At 71.3% G+C, this 14,607-nt stretch carries 13 protein-coding genes; 3 read left to right on the forward strand and 10 right to left on the reverse strand.

Translation table 11 applies throughout. From position 1 onward, the window contains the following. Window positions 1–478 precede the first annotated feature (478 nt). From FrCorBMG51_RS05140 to ftsZ, 6 genes are all read right to left on the reverse strand, one after another. Complete coding sequence (locus FrCorBMG51_RS05140; RefSeq protein WP_047221948.1) at window positions 479–1,447, reverse strand: DivIVA domain-containing protein; 969 nt, start codon at window positions 1,445–1,447, stop codon at window positions 479–481. A gap of 90 nt (window positions 1,448–1,537) precedes the next feature. Further along, window positions 1,538–1,804 (reverse strand): YggT family protein, encoded by a 267-nt coding sequence (locus FrCorBMG51_RS26265; RefSeq protein ID WP_013874282.1) that lies wholly within the window; start codon window positions 1,802–1,804, stop codon window positions 1,538–1,540. 72 nt (window positions 1,805–1,876) lie between these two features. Then, complete coding sequence (locus tag FrCorBMG51_RS05145; protein WP_047221949.1) at window positions 1,877–2,413, reverse strand: cell division protein SepF; 537 nt, start codon at window positions 2,411–2,413, stop codon at window positions 1,877–1,879. 10 nt (window positions 2,414–2,423) lie between these two features. Then, on the reverse strand, window positions 2,424–3,335 hold the full coding sequence (locus tag FrCorBMG51_RS05150; RefSeq protein WP_235433324.1) for a YggS family pyridoxal phosphate enzyme: 912 nt from the start codon (window positions 3,333–3,335) through the stop codon (window positions 2,424–2,426). Continuing rightward, on the reverse strand, window positions 3,332–3,574 hold the full coding sequence (locus FrCorBMG51_RS05155; RefSeq protein ID WP_047221950.1) for a hypothetical protein: 243 nt from the start codon (window positions 3,572–3,574) through the stop codon (window positions 3,332–3,334). Before FrCorBMG51_RS05155 ends, FrCorBMG51_RS05150 begins: the two co-directional genes overlap by 4 nt. 5 nt (window positions 3,575–3,579) lie before the next feature. Continuing rightward, window positions 3,580–5,046, reverse strand: coding sequence for a cell division protein FtsZ (ftsZ, locus tag FrCorBMG51_RS05160; RefSeq protein ID WP_047221996.1), 1,467 nt, complete (start codon window positions 5,044–5,046; stop codon window positions 3,580–3,582). A gap of 680 nt (window positions 5,047–5,726) precedes the next feature. Here ftsZ and FrCorBMG51_RS32400 point away from each other — a divergent pair. Continuing rightward, entirely contained in the window at window positions 5,727–9,407 is a 3,681-nt protein-coding gene (locus FrCorBMG51_RS32400) for an AAA family ATPase (protein WP_047221952.1), read from the forward strand. 26 nt (window positions 9,408–9,433) lie between these two features. On the opposite strand, the gene FrCorBMG51_RS05175 is transcribed toward FrCorBMG51_RS32400, so the two are convergent. The 3 genes from FrCorBMG51_RS05175 to FrCorBMG51_RS05185 all read right to left on the reverse strand — a co-directional run bounded on the left by FrCorBMG51_RS05175 (window position 9,434) and on the right by FrCorBMG51_RS05185 (window position 12,203). Then, window positions 9,434–11,155: a lipase family protein gene (locus tag FrCorBMG51_RS05175; protein ID WP_052914326.1), complete on the reverse strand. Its 1,722-nt coding sequence runs from the start codon at window positions 11,153–11,155 to the stop codon at window positions 9,434–9,436. 428 nt (window positions 11,156–11,583) lie between these two features. Next, entirely contained in the window at window positions 11,584–11,931 is a 348-nt protein-coding gene (locus FrCorBMG51_RS05180; protein WP_200902337.1) for a type II toxin-antitoxin system PemK/MazF family toxin, read from the reverse strand. Then, entirely contained in the window at window positions 11,928–12,203 is a 276-nt protein-coding gene (locus tag FrCorBMG51_RS05185) for a hypothetical protein (protein WP_235433325.1), read from the reverse strand. The genes FrCorBMG51_RS05180 and FrCorBMG51_RS05185 overlap by 4 nt, the downstream gene beginning before the upstream one ends. 433 nt (window positions 12,204–12,636) lie before the next feature. On the opposite strand from FrCorBMG51_RS05185, the gene FrCorBMG51_RS05190 reads away from it, so the two are divergent. Together FrCorBMG51_RS05190 and FrCorBMG51_RS27920 are read left to right on the forward strand one after the other, a co-directional pair. Continuing rightward, window positions 12,637–12,984, forward strand: a complete 348-nt coding sequence (locus tag FrCorBMG51_RS05190; RefSeq protein WP_047221955.1) for a hypothetical protein — start codon at window positions 12,637–12,639, stop codon at window positions 12,982–12,984. After that, window positions 12,981–13,139, forward strand: coding sequence for a hypothetical protein (locus tag FrCorBMG51_RS27920; RefSeq protein ID WP_157180398.1), 159 nt, complete (start codon window positions 12,981–12,983; stop codon window positions 13,137–13,139). Before FrCorBMG51_RS05190 ends, FrCorBMG51_RS27920 begins: the two co-directional genes overlap by 4 nt. Before the next feature lie 76 nt (window positions 13,140–13,215). On the opposite strand, the gene FrCorBMG51_RS05195 is transcribed toward FrCorBMG51_RS27920, so the two are convergent. Then, window positions 13,216–14,607, reverse strand: a 1,392-nt coding sequence (locus tag FrCorBMG51_RS05195; RefSeq protein WP_047222014.1) for an ATP-binding protein, incomplete at its 5' end; no start/stop codon positions are given.

Raw genomic sequence — 14,607 nt, forward strand, 5'->3', positions numbered from 1 at the left:
GCCTGAAAAACTGGCGTCCGCGCGGGCGGAACGGGCAACCGGTGTCCAGAAGCCGATTTTCCCCTCGGTGGCCGGCCCCCCTGGTGACAACCCGGCTGGTGGCGGCACGGAAACACCGGCTCCGCGGGACAGGCCCACCGGGGAGTGGTCCACAAGGTAGCGGTCCGCCAGTCGCTGGTCCGCCAGGGGGCGGTCCATGACACCGTGGCCGGGCATCCCGTCGGCGACGACGCGGCAGGTGGTGTCGTCAGGGTACCGGCCCCCCGCACAGGTGAGGATCTACCAGGCGGGCCTGCACACCCGATGGCCTGAGTCAGGCTGGCAGGACCCCGGCAACGTCGATACCCCAGGATCTGGGGAACTCCGGGCCCTGGAAACCGCCAGGGCCGGGGAAGCCCAGGAGCCTGCGGCCCCCTGGACACACCCTGCAACCGGGCGCGCGCTGCCACACCGCGGCACCGCCTGGGCCTGCGGGCTCCTAGAAGTCCTGCAACCCGGAAGGGTCCCGACGGGCGGCTGCCTCCACGTCGGGTGCGCGTACCCCACCGTTGTCGTTCCCGCGTGCCATCGCGCCCGCGCCCAGGGGCGAAGCGGTCGGGAAGGGCGAGGACTGGGCGGATGCCCCTGCCGGCGAGTTGGCGCTGATCCCGACCGGCGGAGGCGGCGGAGGCGGGGAACCGGTGCCGGGGTTCAGCGGCGGACGGGACGGCCCACCGGACCCGACGGCCGGCTGTGTCGGCATGCCGTCCAGGTCGCGCAACTGCATCTCCAGGTAGGCGCGCAGCCTGGTCCGGTACTCGCGCTCGAAGGCCCGCAGCTGTTCGACCTGGCCTTCCAGGCGACGCTTGTCGTCCTCCAGGCCACCGAGCTGTTCGGCGACGTGCGCGCGGGCCTCACCGATGATGCGGTCGGCATCGGCGCGGGCTTCGCGGCGGGCCCGCTCCGACTCGTTACGGGCCTCTCGCAGTGCCTCGTCCGCGGTGCGCTGGGCGAGCACGAGGGTACGGGCCACGCGCTGTTCGATCTCGGCGTCCAGCTGGCTGTTGCCGGTGCGGGCCGGGGCCGCGCCCGCCGGGGACACGGCCGGGATGACCGTGGTCGCCGCCGCCGGCTGCGCGGCGGGACGTTCGCGGGCCGCCGCCTGCGCGGCCTGCACCGCCTGGGCTGCCTGTGCCTGCGCCTGCGCAACCTGGCGCCGGGTTTCCTCCAGCTGCCTGCGCAGCTGCTGGTTTTCCTCCAGCACCTGAGCGGGTACACCGGAACCACCGCCGCCCGTGCGGCGGGCTTCGTCAAGTTGCCGGCGTAGGTCGGTGTTCTCGTCCAACAGGCGGGTGAGCTCGCTCTCGACGTCGTCGAGGAAAGCGTCAACCTCGTCCTCGTTGTAGCCGGTGCGGAACCGGGTTGGACTGAAGACCTTGTTCTGTACGTCCTGCGGTGTCAGAGCCACGTCGCCTCCTCATGATGCGGCATCGCCGTTCCCCGGAGAGGGCGGTCCAGCGGCAGTCTGCCGCGCGCATTCGCCACGTGCGCGACTTCGTCACAGCCCATCTGCGAGTCTCCGCAAGACCCAGATCACAACTAAGATCAATAAGAATCCGAGGTCAAATGCCACGTTACCGACCCGAAGGGGTGGGACGAACCGCCGCACGAATCTCAGCGGGGGATCGGTGACGGTGTACACGGACTCAAAGACTAGTACGAGGACTCCAGTGGGACGAAAAGTACGGCTCAGGGAGACCACTAGATCTATCACTACGCGAGCGAACAGCAACAGTAGGTAGACCAGCAGGAGTGCGGAGATCACGTCACCCAGTGTGCTGATGGCGAGCTCTCCTGTACCTGCGGGGACCTGCGTCCGGCGACAGCTGAAATATGATCATGACTGGTTGTAGAAGCCACCCTCACGGATGCGCCGCTTGTCGGTCTCGGTGACCTCGACGTTGTGCGGCGAGAGCAGGAACACCTTGTTGGTGACCTTCTCGATCGATCCGCGCAGGCCGAACACCAAGCCGGCGGCGAAGTCGACCAGCCGCTTGGCGTCAACATCATCCATCTCGGTCAGATTCATGATAACCGGAGTCCCGTCGCGGAACTCCTCGCCTATCTGCCGCGCCTCATTGTAGCTTCGCGGTTGCAGAGTGGTGATCCGGTACGCTGATGGCTCCTCGATCGCCGACGGTCGGCGCATCGGCACCGGACCGGCTGGCCGGAGCTGTTCCACCGGGGGACGTCGCGGCATCGCAGGCGGCTCCTCACGCGCATCTATCCGACGGACCGACCGCTCGGCGGGCACAGGCTCACCGACATCGCGACGATCGTCACGACCGGCGTCGTCGTACTCGTCTTCCTCGAGGTAGCTTTCATCCTCCTCGGCCAGACCGAGGTAGACCATCGCCCTGCGCGCCACACCCATGAGCGCGACTCTAAGGGACAGCGCGCCGTGGACCGAACAAAGCCGTCCCGATGCGAAGGTGTGTCGCGCCTTCGGCCACCGCGTCGGGGAAGTCCGCCGACATGCCGGCGCTGATCACCGACGCCTCCGGGTGCTCTCGACGAAGCATCCGCGAAACCTCACGCAGCCGCGCGAAGGCCGGCCGGGCCGGCAGACCACGCGGCGCGACCCCCATCACCCCGGCGAGGACAAGGCCGCGACTGGCGGCTACGATCTCGCCGAGAGCGAGGACGTCGGCTGGGCGGGCACCACCGCGACCGGTGTCGCACCCGGGCGGGTCCAGCGACACCTGGAGGCACACGACGATCTCCCGGTCGTGCGCGAGAGCCCCGGCGGCCAGCGCGTTCACCAGTGGCACCCGGTCGACCGACTGCACCCAGCCGGCCCACCGGGCCACCGGGCGGGCCTTGTTGCGCTGGAGCTGGCCGACAAAATGCCAACAGGGCCATGATCCGGAGGACGATCCGGGGCCGGCTGCCGGCGTGGCCGCCGGATCCGGCCGAGGCGGCTGGCCGTCGTCCCCCTCGGGGGCGGTCTGCGGTGCCGATGGCCGCCACGCGGACGAAACCTCGCTGTCAAGTTCGCGACAGGACTCGTGGGCGGCGAGGTACTTTGTCACAGCCGCCACCTTCGCCCGGGCCTCCTGTTCGCGGTTCTCCGCGAAATGCGTGACGCCGGACCCGGCGAGCAGGACGACGTCCGACGCCGGCCAGTTCTTGCTCACTGCGATGAGGGTGAGCTCGTCGGCCTGGCGCCCCGCCGCGGTGGCCGCCGCGGCGATCCGCGCACGGACGTCTGCGAGGTTGCGCCACAGCTCCTCGCGCCGCCGCGCGGCGGCCGGCCCGCTCACCGCCGGCCCGCCCGCTGCCGGTGCCGCCGTCACCGGGCCCACCCGTACCGTGGCGCCGCCCGTCCGCCGGCCGGTCCCGCCCGCCACGGGCCGGCCTTCTCACGGCCGTGCGACAGGACGGCCAGGACGGGCCGCGGGTCGTTCCCGACGCGTCTCCCGCCACGCTTCCCAACGAACTTCTCAGCGATCTTCCAGACATACCGCTCGACGTACTGCTCGACGTACCGCTCGACGAACATGGCCGCCACCTGGATCCGGACGGGTACCGGCACCGAAGTTATTTGAGGAAGTCGGGGACGTCGAGTTCGTCATCGTCGTCCGCGACCGGCCGGACCGGCCGGCGAGGTGCCGCGTAGCTCGGCCGGGGCGCCTCCCTGGGCTCCTTGTACGGCGGGTGACCCTGGTCGGCTCCGGCGTCGGTCCCCTCCCGCCGGGACGGGGCCGGTCCGTCATGGTTGTAGTCCCGGTTGTCGGCGCCGCCAGCCGTCTGGCCGGGAGCGGCCGCGCGGGGCTGGGCTGCCGGCTGGGGCGAGGAACGGGCCGCGGACACCGCGCTGTGCGGGGCCGCCGCCGTCGCGGGGACGGACCTGGACTGCGCGGCCGCGGCGGCGAAGGGCGAGGCCGGGGCGGTCGTGGCGGACGCCGCGGGCGGCGTGGCCGCCGCGGGGGTGACCGTGGACGTGGATCCCGATGTGCCCGAGGCCGTGCCGCCCTGCGCGGCGGTGGAGTTCCCCGTGCTGGCGGGTGGGCTGGCGGGGCCGCGGCGGGTGCCGGGCAGGAACGCCTTGGGCCGCTGCGGGATGGTGTCGAAGCCCGCGGCGATGACCGTCACCCGGACCTCGTCACCGAGCGCGTCGTCGATCACCGCGCCGAAAATGATGTTCGCTTCGGGGTGGGCTGCGTCGGCGACCAGCTCGGCGGCGGCGTTGATCTCGAACAGGCCGAGGTCGGAACCACCGGAGATGTTCAGCAGGACGCCCTGGGCGCCGTCCATGCTCGCTTCCAGCAGGGGCGAGGCGATGGCCTGCTCGGCCGCGACGATGGCCCGGTCGTCGCCGCGGGCCCGCCCGATACCCATCAGGGCGCTGCCCGCGTGTGACATGACGGTCTTGACGTCGGCGAAGTCGAGGTTGATCAGGCCGGGGGTGGTGATGAGGTCGGTGATGCCCTGCACACCGGAGAGCAGCACCTGGTCGGCGCTGCGGAACGCGTCCAGCACGCTGATGTCACGGTCGGTCATCGCCAGCAGCCGGTCGTTCGGGATGACGATGAGGGTGTCGACCTCGTTGCGCAACGCGTCGATCCCGGCTTCGGCCTGGGTGGCGCGGCGGCGTCCCTCGAAGGTGAACGGACGGGTGACGACACCGATCGTCAGGGCGCCCAGGGACCGGGCGACGTTGGCCACCACCGGCGCGCCGCCGGTGCCCGTGCCACCGCCCTCCCCGGCTGTGACGAACACCATGTCGGCGCCCTTGAGGACTTCCTCGATCTCTTCCCGGTGGTCCTCGGCCGCCTGCCGGCCGACCTCCGGATCCGCGCCGGCGCCGAGGCCGCGGGTGAGTTCACGGCCGACGTCGAGCTTGACGTCGGCGTCGCTCATGAGCAGAGCCTGGGCGTCGGTGTTGATCGCGATGAACTCGACGCCCTTGAGACCGACCTCGATCATGCGGTTGACGGCGTTCACACCGCCACCGCCGATCCCGACGACCTTTATCACCGCCAGGTAGTTCTGTGGAGCTGCCATGCGGTGTCGGTCCTCCAGCGGCATCGATGGGCGGACGGGGGGCGTGCCCCAGCCGGCCGGCGCGGCAGGGAAGGCTGCACCGAGCGGATGGAACGGGTAACGATCGGTGAGCTTCAACCTTCACCGTCAGCTAGACAGTTAATGTTATGTCAACTTCCGACCGTGGACCGGACAGTAGGGAGGACCAACCCGGGGGTCAAGGACGCACTCGGCGCGTCACGTCACACCTTTCCCGTCCGTTCGGTCACATCATCCGCCACACCCGGGATGAGCGCTCCGGCCGGCCCGGCCCGGGATCGTCCGAATCCCCCGGAATCGGGACCGGCCCGGCCGTGGTCCCCGCGGTCCCCACGGGTCCCACGGGCCGCTTCACGGCCGCACATCGAGGCGTTCGGCCGACCTGCCGGGAGGATGATGACTGATAGCATCCGTCCGATTACCCGAAGAAAGTGAGCCACGATCGCCCGTCGACCGTGAGCAAACCGCGACGTCCGGTAATCCTCCGCGACGCTTCCGGACATGGGCGACCCGTTGTCGCGTGCACGACCCTGGCAGGTGTTTTGATATCCCTGTGCGGGCTTCCCCGCCGGGTTTCACCCGTGAGTATCCAGTGGACCAAAGACATCATGATCATGGTTTCTCCGTCTCGTCGGAGAGCCCGGGGAACCGAGGGGTGCGATGTGGCCGTCACCGACACCTCCGGGGCTGCCGACCAGCGGTGCGGCACGGACGAGGCCGCCGTGGAACCCGGACCGCGGATACGCCTGGTCACCCCCGGCTCCCTCGTCGACCAGAACATGCTGACCGACCCGCTGTCGGGCGAACCGTCCGCCACGGGCACGGTGACGCTGCTGTTCACCGACATCGAGGGCTCGACCCGGCTGGTACGCCGGCACGGTGAGCGCTACGGCGACATCCTGGCCGCCTGCCAGCGCCTGCAACGGCAGGCCTTCGCCGCCAACAACGGCCGGGAGATCGACACCCAGGGCGACTCGTTCTTCGTCGCATTCCGCACCTCCAAGGACGCCGTGGCGGCGGCGGTCGCCGCCCAGCGCGCGCTGGCGGCGCACCAGTGGCCGGCCGGCGCCCGGGTCCGCGTCCGGATGGGCCTCCACACCACCGAGCCGACCGCGTGGACCGGCCGGTTCGTCGGGCTTGGGGTAAACCGGGCGGCCCGGCTGTGCGCCGCCGGGCACGGCGGGCAGATCCTGCTGTCGGAGATCACCCACTCGCTCGTCGAGGACGCCCTGCCCGACGGCCTCGACATGCGCTACCTCGGCGAGCACTGGCTGAAGGACTTCGACCAGACCCAGCGGATCTGGCAGCTGGTCGTGCCCGACCTGCAGAACGCCTTCCCGCCGCTGCGAGCCCCCGACGCGTCCGCCTCGGCCGGGATGTGCGACGAGACGGTCGCCGGCGCCGCCGCTGACGACGACGCCGACAGCGACGGCGAGCATTCCGCCGGCTCCCACCTCGGCTGGCTGGCCAGCATGGCGGACGCCGCCTTCGTCGGCCGGGTGGCCGAGCTGCGGGCCCTGCGGGAGAGCTGGGAGCGGGCCCGCTCCGGGCACCGGGTACTCGCCCTGGTCAGCGGGGAGCCCGGCATCGGGAAGACCACGCTGGCCGCCCGGATCGCCCGGATCGCGCTCGACGACGGCGGACTGGTGCTCTACGGCCGCTGGGACGAGGACGTCCTCGCCCCCTACCAGGCCTACCGGGAGGCGTTGAGCGAATACTCCCGCACCTGCCCGCGGTCCGTGCTGCGCGCCGAGTTCAGCGAGCACGCCGACGAGATCTCCCGGCTGTTCCCCGAGGTCGCCAAACGCATCGGCGTCGGCGGCACCCCGCTGCCGGGCAACGCCGAGGCCGAACGGTTCCGCCTGTTCGAGGCCATCGACGGCTGGCTGGCCACGATGGCCGCCCGCCGCCCCGTGCTGACCGTCCTCGACGACCTGCAGTGGGCGGACCGCTCCTCCCTGCTGTTGTTACAGCACATCACGCGGGCGCTGCGGGCCACCCCGCTGCTCGTGGTGGCCACCTACCGCAGCACCGACCACGGGGAGCTCAGCGACTTCCTGCCCCGACTGGTCCGGGACGTCGACTGCCGACGGATCACCGTCGACGGCCTCGACGACGACGAGACCGTGGCACTGCTCGGGCGGATCACCGGCGACGGGCTGTCCGGGCCCGACCTCGCGCTGGCCCGCGAACTGCGGGCGGACACCGCGGGCAACCCGTTCTTCCTCACGGAGATGATGCGCCACCTGGTGGACATGGGGACGCTGTTCCCCACTCCTCTCCCGGCATCCGGCCGGGCCCCGTCAGTGGACCCGGTGGACCCGGTGGACCTGTCGACGGACCTGCCAGCCCCACCGGCACCGCCGAACCCGCTGCCGGCCCCGCTGACCCCCACGGAGCCCCTTCAGCCGGACCGGCCGCTGCCGGCACACCTGGCGGACCTGTCGGGGCCGCCGCTCCCGTCCCAGATCGAGATCCCCGAGACCGTGCGGGATCTGGTGCGCTGGCGGCTGAGCCGGCTGTCCCGGGAGTGCGCCGCCGCGCTGGACGTCGCCTCCGTGATCGGCCACGAGTTCGACGTGGACATCCTCAGCACCGCGACCAGGATCGACGAGATGCGCCTGCTCGACCTCCTCGACGAGGCGCAGCAGGCCGGTCTGGTGCACGAGGACCACGACCAGCCCGCCCGGTACGTCTTCTCGCACTCGGTCGTACGCCGGTTCCTGCGGGACAACCTGGGTGTCACCCGCTCCGCCCGGCTGCACCGCCGGATCGGGGACGCCTTCCAGGACCGCCAGGCCAGCGCCCACGCCGAGCTCGCACACCACTACTGGGCGTCCGCGGACCCGGCCGTCGCCGACCGGGCCGTCCACTACGCGCGGCTCGCCGGCGACCGGGCCCTGGCGGAGGCCGCCTTCGACGGCGCGGTGCTGCACTACCGCCGCGCGCTGGACGTGCTGGACCGCAACGGCGGCGGGCTGCGCGCCGAACTGCTGCTCGCCCTGGGCGACGCCCACGGACGGGCCGAGGAGTACCCGGCCCGGGACGCCCGTTTCCTCGAGGCGGCCGCCGCCGCCCGTAGCAGTGACTCCACCGATCTGTTCACCCGCGCCGCCTTCGGCTACGGCGGTGTGCTGCCCCCGGCGGTCAGCCCCGACCCGCGGGGCCGGGCGCTGCTGGAGGAGGCGCTGCAGCGTCTGGGCACCGCCGACAGCCCGGCCCGGGCCAGGGCCCTGGGTCGGCTCGCCCACTGGATACACCACGAGCGCCCGTACGCCGAACGGGTCGCCCTCTGCCGGGAGGCGATCGCCATGGCCCGGCGGGTGCGGGACCTCGCCACCCTGGCCACCGTGCTGCGCCACCGCTGCTGGGCGCTGGACGGCCCCCGCGACGTCGACGAGCAGCTTGTCGACGCCGCCGAGATCCTGCGGCTGGGCGAGGAGCTCGGCAACCACGAACTGCTCCTGGACGGACTGCGGATCAAGATGTCCGCGCGGTTCCGGCGAGGGGAGTTCGAGCTGGCCGCCGACACCGCCGCCACCCTCACCGACCTCGCCCGCGAACTGCGCCATCCCGAGTTCCTGCGGATCGCGACCATGTGGAACGTGGTCGTCGCCACCATCGAGGGACGCTACGGGCACGCCCAACGGCTGGCCGGTGAGCTGCAGGCCCACCTGCGCCAGCTCGGCCACTCGCAGACCGACCTGATCCCCATCGGCCAGGCGCTCCCGATGCTGTGGCTGCAGGGACGCCTCGCCGACGCCCGCTCGCTCATCGACGACATCGCCACCCTCCAGTCACACATCCAGATCTGGCCGGCGATGCGGGCCTGGCTGGGCGCGGAGTCCGGCGCCGACGGCCAGGTCCGTCAGCTGCTGGGCCGGCTCTCCCCGGACGCGCCGGCCAGGCTGGACGAGAACTACTCGTGGTGGGCCACCATCGTCGCGTTCGTCCAGGCGGTGACCGCGGTCGGGGACCAGGAGTGGGCGGGCCGGCTCTACGACCTCGTCCTCCCCTTCGCCCGGCACAACGCCACCCTGGGTCTGGCTGGTTTCCTCGGCGCGGTCACCCACCACCTCGGGGTGCTCGCCGGGACGCTCGGCCGCTGGGACGCCGCCTGCGCGCACTTCGAGGCGGCTCTGGAGCGGCACCAGACGATGGGCTCCGTGCCGTTCGTCGCGCTCACCCAGACGGAGTACGCGCTCGTGCTGACCGCCCGGGGCTGCGACGGCGACCGGGAACGCGCCGAGGGCCTGCGCGCGGCCGCGCTGCGGACCGCCGCCGACCTCGACCTGAAAGCGATACGCACCCGCGCGGACCGGCAGATACCGCCAGGAGCCTGACCCGGTCACCGCCGCGACGGGCCGGGTCACCGTGACAGCTCGACCTCGGCGGAGGCCGTCAGAACCCCGGCGGATGCTTCCAGGTGCTGGAGGATGAGCGGGTAGACGTCCCGGTCGGCGTTCTGGCCGATGACCGCGTCCAGGTGCGCGTAACCGGGCAGGATGCTGCGGCTGTATAGCTCCGGGCCGTTGGCGTCACGCAGCCAGCGCAGGGTCCGCGCGCTCCCCTCCGGCAGGAAGATGTAGTTCTCCGTCCCCTGCAGGAGGTGGATGGGCAGCCGCAGGAACCGCGGATCACGGGTGTAGACGTCGCCGCCCGCGGCGTCGACGGCCCGGCCCGCCCGCATCATCGACGCCAGGTGCCGCAGCGAGGCGATGTTGCCGACGCCGAACATGCCGTGCAGCGCCTCGTGGGTGGCCTGGTTGAGCTGGGCGTGCCGGTGGGTGCAGCCGAAGATGGCGTTGATCCAGCGGCACAGCGCCTGGCCGCACCGCTCCGACGGGGCCATCGGCAGCGCGCGTAACGCCAGGTCGACGGCGGCGTTCGGCAGGGTGAACCGGCGGGCCGGCCGAACCAGCCTGAGACCGGCGGCGGTGAGCAGCTCACTGACACGCAGGGCGATCTTGAGCCTGTTCAGTCGTGACGTGACCAGATGCAGCGGAAACTGGGCGCAGACCACCGAGCGGACGTCGGGCAGCAGGCCCGCCGCCAGCGCCATCAGCAGCGACCCGGAGCCCACACAGTGCCCGTACGCCTGGACGTCGGCTGCCCCGGTCACCCGCCGAACCTCCGCGACCGCGGTCGGCCAGTCCTCGGTGGCGATGGCGTCGATGGTGAACTGGGTGGTCGATGACGGCAGGTCGATGGACGCACGGTAGTCGAACAGCCAGACGTCGTAGCCGTGCTCGACCAGGAACTCGGTCAGGTTCGTGCGGATCGCGTCGGTGACGAAGGCTCCGGTGGACATGGCGAACCCGGCGGCGAGCAGCACCGGCCCCTTCTCCCCGCCCCGGTAGCGGATCAGGCGCAGCCAGCCGTCGGCGCCCACCTCGGCGCCCTCGTGCCAGCGACCGCCCTCGCCGCACCAGCGAACCTCGGGCTCCGGCAGGCGCAGCGCCCGCCGCCTGGGGCCGGCCGGCCGGTGGGCCGTGGCGGCGGGGAAGCGCCGGGCCTCGTCCAGCGGGCCGCCGTAGATCCGCCGCAGGTGCCTGGCGAGCAGCTTCAGGGCGGCCAGCTCGTACTCCCGGCGGCGGCCGGCGTCGGTGACACCGCGCACCTCGATCGCCCACGGCGCCCGGACCCGCCGGGCCAGGCGAAGCGCCCGCAGCGGGCCGCGCCACGCGGACCTGGCGCGGCCCGCCCCGAGTGTCCGCCCGTCGTCCGTGCGCAGCGTCAGGTTGAGGGTGGTCGTGTCGGACCACGCGTCGAGCCCCGGATGATCGTGCAGTACCTTGAAGCCCTCGAGGATGTAGCGTCCACCGTCGTCGGCGACGAGCAGCAGACGGTACCGCGCGTGCCAGGTCTCGACCCGATCGGGGTCGGGTTCGCGGAGGACGCACTCGCCGTCCTCGATCGTCAGCGCCGTGCTCGACAGGATCGGCACCCGCACGCTTCCCGACGGGCGGCCCGGCGTGCTCTGGTCACGCAGCAGCGCGTCGGCGTCGTCGAAGTCGACCGTGAGATCGATGCGGACCGACGTCCGCGCGGAGCGACCCCGGGCGAATCCGGCCCGGAAGTCGTCGGTCACCCTGGTCGAGAAATAACCTCTCAACCGCTCACGGAAACGCAGTGCCGCCAGGTCACGGGACGGAAATGAGGCAACATCCGGCTCAGAAGGTGGGATCTCCGGTCTGGAGACAATGCTCATCGCTCCCCCGTCGCTGTATGCCCGGCGTCGATGTCGCCGACCGGTGACGGGCTGGTCGGTCGCCATACCGCCGGCGGGCCACCATGCTTCGCAGAGCACATTCCCACGACCAATTGAGCCACGTCACTATCGGTTGCCTGACAGCCCCCGCGCCATCTCTTCGCCGGCCGCCCCAACCATGCCGACGATAATCACCGACAGGGGCACGGTCTGCCCCTGGGACTCGACTTACGTCCAGAGGTTGCGAGCGCTCACCCACCGGCGGCTACCGGCACCGAGCCGGCCCTACGGCGACCCGGTACGTCCCATCAGAGGTCGATCATCTGGGCCAGGACGGTGCGCACCTCGGCGATCTGTTCGGCGTCCAGCCGGTGGAGCGGGCCGCGGCCGGTCAGCCGGCCGGCCGAGACCGTCCGGACCTGCTCGGTTATCACCCAGCCGGCACGCTTGCCGGGGATGTCGATCCGGACCCGGTGAATCCAGCCGGGCCGCTCCCGCGTGGTCAACGGCAGGACGCTGACGAGCGCGCCACCGGTCAGCGCCAGGTGAAAACGCGAGGACACCACCAGGGCCGGACGCCGGCCGGCCTGCTCACGCCCCTCGGTGGGGTCGAAGTCGAGCCACCACACCTCCCAGGGCGCGACGCCCACCCTCACACGCTCTCGTCCCACACCTCGTCGGCATCCCACGCCGCGTCGGCGACCGGGGCGTCCACCGCGCTCCACGCCCGTCCCTCGGCCAGATACTCGGCCCAGCCCCCCGGATCCTGCGCGCGGAAACGGTCCATCGCGGCGACGGCCTTGCGCTGCCAGTGTTCGTCCAGCAGCCGACGCACGGTCTCGTCGGCGCTGGCGCCGCCGAAGTCCTCGGCTGCGACCCGAAGCACCCGCTCCCTGGTCTCGGGACTCACCCGCATCATGGTCGTCACATCATCAAGTTTACGCCACCGTAAACCCGACGGTGGCCCACAGGGGAACCCTGTCCGGTCGTGAAACGCGACGCTGACACGCGCCAGCGGGGTTGCACCACGTCGCCGTCCCGGCCAACCGGGATACGACCGGCCTCGGGACTCGGCGGTTGGGCCCCGCATCAGAGGCGCACCGCGCCGCTCCGGCCCAGTTCACCGATTTGCCGATCGTGTCGTCTTTTCAGGTGCCACGCTGGACACGACGGCCAAGCCGGGCGGTCGGCCGGCATACTGGGCCGCGCCAGCGGCCGGCTTCCCGGCTGCTGGCGTTCGTAAAGGCCAGCCGAGTACATTTGCCAACAATTCCGGCCGATTTCGCGAAAGGCGTGATGGGGGCATCGGCAGTGATGTCGCCTGATGGTGGTGTGGAACGCGCACGGGAGCGAAGCAGGAGATGATCCTCAGACTGAGTGTGCACGACCCCGACGCGGGTACCCGGCGCGACGTCGAGATATCGGCCGCTCCCGAGACCGAGGTCGGCTCCGTGCTCGACGCGCTGCCGCTGGTCGACGGCCGCCGCTGCTTCGTCGGCGACCAGCCGCTCGACCGCGCCGGGAGCGTTGCCGAAAGCCCCCTGGTGCACGGCGCGACGATCGGTATCGGCGCTCCGGGCCCCTGGCCGCGCGCCGTCCAACGTGGTGTCGCCGGTGCTCTACGGGTGTGGGACGGTCACGACGCGGGCCTGATCGTGTGGCTCGCGCCAGGCCGCCACCTGCTGGGACGGGATCCAGCGAGGTCATGACCAGCGGTGCCCGGCTGCTGCTCACACCCACCTCACCAGTGGTGGCGCGCGAACACGGCTTCAAACTGGAACCCGACCAGTTCTTCGCCACCCCACCCGGCCGCGGCCACCTCGCCACCGCCCGCACCACCACCCTGATCCACCTCGCCCGGTAGCCGTCCGTCACTGAGAATGAATGGCCCCGGTTCGACGGAGACCACGGCTGCTCCAGTCCTCGGAGGACGCGGCTACCTACGCGGGGTGCCCGTTCCGCGGGAGAGATCTCCACGCTGCCAGAAGATCTTCTGGGCCGATGGAACGGGCGGGAACACCGGCGGCAGCACTCGTCCGGCTGATGGCGAGAAGTTCGGTCGACGTGTCAAAGCCCGGCACCGCGGTGACATCACGCACCAGCGCGGCATAGTCGTGCTGGTCGAATGGCTGCGTCGACTGCCATTTGATACTGCCGGCAAAGATTATGCGGTTCGCAGCCCCCTCCCGGTCAGCGCCGACCACGTCGATCTCGGGGTTGTTCTGCCGGTTCCACCAGCCACCGACGGCCTCCGCCTCGGGCCAACCGAGTTCCGGCGCCATACGCAGCAGAGTCTCCCGAATCAGCGGTTCCACCGCCCGGCCACGCCAGGCATACCAAGATCGTTTAACCCGCCGCAGCAGCAGATCCCCTCGCCCCCGTTCCACGAGCGGCAGGCCGGCTGCGAGATAGGCGAGATAGAAGCGGAGATATGGGTCGGCCACCCGATAACGGCGCTCCTTCTCGGCCGGCCTGGTCGAAAGCGGGGTGTCGACAGCAACCACACGTTTGGCTTCGAGCAGGCGCAGTGCGTTCGTCAGCGAACTCGCCGCCATCGGCTCGGCTCCGGCGGACGCCGCCGCGCGAACGCCGCTCCACGTACGTTCGCCGTTACCGATAGCGGCCAGCACCGTGCGGGCCTGGATATGCCCTGGGAACTCGGCGGCGAGTGACCGTTCTCCCGAGACCAGCAGTGCGGACGTCGGGTCGGCGAGCGAGACAGCGAGGAAGCTCTCGACCGACTGGCCTGACCCCCATTCCTGGCATATCAGCGGCAGGCCGCCGGTAACCAGGTACGCGTCGATGGCTCCGGCAGCCGGCAGGCCGACCATGGCGCCGACTTCGGCCGGATTCAGCGGTGGCAGCACCATCACCGTGCCCCGCTGGTGGAAGGGCCGCCGGTAGTCGTCGAGACGCTCCATCATCGCCAGGTCCGAACCGATCAGGATCAGGAGGACCGGCTTGCGCGAGAGCTGCGTGTCCCAGGCCGTCTGCAGCGCCCCTTCCAGCGCCGGGTCGGTTTCGATCAGCCACGGCATCTCGTCGATGACCACGATGCTCGGCGTGTCGGCGGGCAACGCCGCGGCCAGCTGACGGAACGACGCCGCCCAGGTCGGCAGAACCGTGCCGGACTCGAAGAGATCCCGACCGGGAAGGTCGGACTCGAGCACTGCCGCGGCGAACGCCGCCCGCTCGGCGGCGGGATCGGCGCCCTGACTCGCCTGGAAGAACACGAACGGGACGCGTGCCCGCTCACAGAACACCTCCACCAGCCGCGACTTGCCGACCCGGCGCCGGCCCCGCAGCAGCACCGCCACCCCCGGCAGGTCCCG

The organism is Protofrankia coriariae, assembly GCF_001017755.1.
GTDB lineage: Bacteria > Actinomycetota > Actinomycetes > Frankiales > Frankiaceae > Protofrankia > Protofrankia coriariae.